Origin of the sequence: Aurantimonas marianensis, assembly GCF_024195285.1 — a bacterium.
Taxonomy (GTDB): Bacteria; Pseudomonadota; Alphaproteobacteria; order Rhizobiales; family Rhizobiaceae; genus Aurantimonas; species Aurantimonas marianensis.
Window position 1 is genome coordinate 1 of the sequence record NZ_JALHBS010000078.1, and the last position, 2,554, is coordinate 2,554.

The window sequence follows — 2,554 nt, forward strand, 5'->3', positions numbered from 1 at the left end:
TGCAGGACGCCGAGGTCGAGCGTATGAGGATCGAGTCGAGCCTGCGCAGAGCGCTCGACTCAGATGAACTGACGTTCGTTTTCCAACCTATCGTCCAACCGCTATGCGGCCGTATCAGATCGTGTGAAGCGCTATTGCGATGGGACGATCCAGTGCAAGGCGCCGTTTCCCCCGCAGTCTTTCTGCCGGTCGCGGAGGAGTGTGGCCTGATGCCTGCGATCACCGACCGTACGATAAGTATGGCATGTGCCGCGGTAGCCACATGGCCCGCCGACAAGAGCGTGGCAGTCAACATTTCGCCAAGCCAATTGAACCGCGAGGACATCGTCGATGTCATTCTTCGAACTGCTGCCAGCCATTCCGTCGCCCCATCGCGACTTGAGGTCGAGATAACCGAAAACATATTCCTTGATCGCGATCCTGATATATTCCGGCGGCTCGATGCGTTGCATGCAGCGGGAGTCGGCCTGTCGCTTGATGATTTTGGGACCGGGTATTCGAACCTCGAATATATCACCCGGCTGCCCCTCGATAAGATCAAGATCGACCGGCGATTCATTCGAGAAGCGCTTGAAAAGGACCGTGAACGCGCCCTTCTCTGCGGCATTCTCAGTCTGGTACAGACCATCGGCCTTCAGGTGGTCGTTGAAGGCGTCGAACGCATGGATCAACTGGAATTCCTGATTGCGGAAATTCCCACGGCCGAGGTCCAAGGCTTCGTCTACGGGCCGCCGCTGCGCCCTGAGATGATCAGAGATTTGCTCAAGGCCGGCCCGTCGCTCATCCCGGGGAACCCAATGAAGCCGATCGCCACGAACCAATCCGTCGGCTGCCGTTAAGCCTAACGATACATTTATTGCAATGCGAAAATATTAGTTATCAAAACGATAACTAATTGCGCTAAGCTGCCTTTACTATTTGTAGAGGCGTATCGCATGGCAATCTCTGCGCAAAAAAATTCGCAAAATTTTCACGAGAAACTCTCCCGAAACCTTTCGGAAACTAAATACAATATCGCAAATAATCGATCTGATCGAGATTCCGTATTTCAATTGCGATATCGCTGTTACCGCAAGGAAAATTTGATTCCATCCACTTCAGAGCAAAAATTTTCAGATAATTACGATGATAACCCCAATTCTATCATTTTTGGTGCCCGGACCGAAGATACAATAGTCGGATCTATTCGCATTCATCTACTTTCGAAGGAGACCCCATTAAGTCCAGCGTACGATACGTATCGCGACATACTCGATCCGTTAGTGAAAAATGACGAGACGATGATAGATCCGAGCAGATTCGTGATCGATCCGCTCGCAAACCGAAAACCTCTTGTACCATTTTCCGTAATCAGACTTGCATGCATGATGGCGGAACACTTCGAGGCTGATTGGATGCTCGCCACTGTTCGACCCGAGCACGCAGCATTCTATAAGCGTTTCTGCTCGCTCCAACCGATGGCCGAAGCCCGTCCGTATCCTGGCCTGAGTTGCCCTCTCATGCTGCTGGGCGCTCGAAACAAGGAAGTTCAGGACCACGTTTTCGAGCGCTATCCGATCTTTTCGTCAACTCTCGCGGAGCGGTTGGCCCTCTTCGGCACAGAGCGAACGATAGAGCGCTTCGGCATTCAGCCTGCGAACGACGCAGAGAACCAATCCGCGCAGCACCTGGACCCGGCGTTCAGAAGCCCTGATGCATCGGCGATCTGATCCGTCGATGTTCTACCCGACCCGAAACCCGCGATAGGTCGCCGCGCCGGGATCGGTCACCGTCGAAGCCTCGGTCGTGGCGATCTCGCCGAGCCGTTCGTGGAAATCGGACTTGACGCAGGCGGGATCCGCGTTCGCCGGGTCGCCGGTCAATGCCAGCGCCTGACAGCGGCAGCCACCATAGTCGACATGCCGGCGCTCGCAGGAGCGGCACGGCTCCTTCATCCAGGCGGTGCCGCGATAGGCTTCGAAAGCCGGAGACGACGTCCAGATTTCGGCGAGGGAGTGGTCCCTCACCGACCAGAATTCCAGATGATCGATCGTCTCGGCCGCATGGCAGGGCAACGCCTTGCCTGCCGGCGTCACGCTGAGCGTGCGCGCGCCCCAGCCGCCGTTACACAGCTTGGGATATTTCGCATAATAGTCTGGGAAGACGGCGTCGATGACGAGCTTGCCCTTCAACCGCTCGCGCGCTGATTCCACCTCGCCGATCGTCCGGTCGACGTCCTCGCGCGCCGGCATCAGCTGCGCCCGGTTCTTCAGCGCCCAGCCGTAATATTGCGTATGGGCGATCTCCAGCCGCTTGGCGCCGAAGGCGACGGCCTTGTCGATCATGTCAGGCACCTGATGGATGTTCATCCGGTGGATCACCGCGTTGAGGGTCAGCGGGAAGCCGCGCTCGACCACGGCGCGGGCGAAAGCCTCTTTCTTCTCAAAGCCGCCCTTGTAGCCCGCCACCAGCTCGGTCACGCCGGCGTCGGCGCCTTGCATCGACAGCTGGATGTGGTCGCAGCCGGCTTCGAACAGGGCGTCCAGCTGCGCCTCCGAAACGCCGATCCCCGAGG

The 2,554-nt window shown here is 57.1% G+C and carries 3 protein-coding genes; 2 read left to right on the top strand and 1 reads right to left on the bottom strand.

Annotated elements, in window-relative coordinates; translation table 11 throughout:
• Together MJ956_RS12820 and MJ956_RS12825 are read left to right on the top strand one after the other, a co-directional pair.
• A partial coding sequence (locus MJ956_RS12820; protein WP_253964846.1) for an EAL domain-containing protein occupies positions 1-839 on the top strand: 839 nt, incomplete at its 5' end.
• A 96-nt stretch (positions 840-935) separates the two neighbouring features.
• Positions 936-1,709 (top strand): N-acyl amino acid synthase FeeM domain-containing protein, encoded by a 774-nt coding sequence (locus MJ956_RS12825; RefSeq protein ID WP_253964847.1) that lies wholly within the window; start codon positions 936-938, stop codon positions 1,707-1,709.
• A 12-nt stretch (positions 1,710-1,721) separates the two neighbouring features.
• On the opposite strand, the gene pqqE is transcribed toward MJ956_RS12825, so the two are convergent.
• The coding region (gene pqqE, locus MJ956_RS12830; protein ID WP_253964848.1) for a pyrroloquinoline quinone biosynthesis protein PqqE at positions 1,722-2,554 on the bottom strand (833 nt) is incomplete at its 5' end.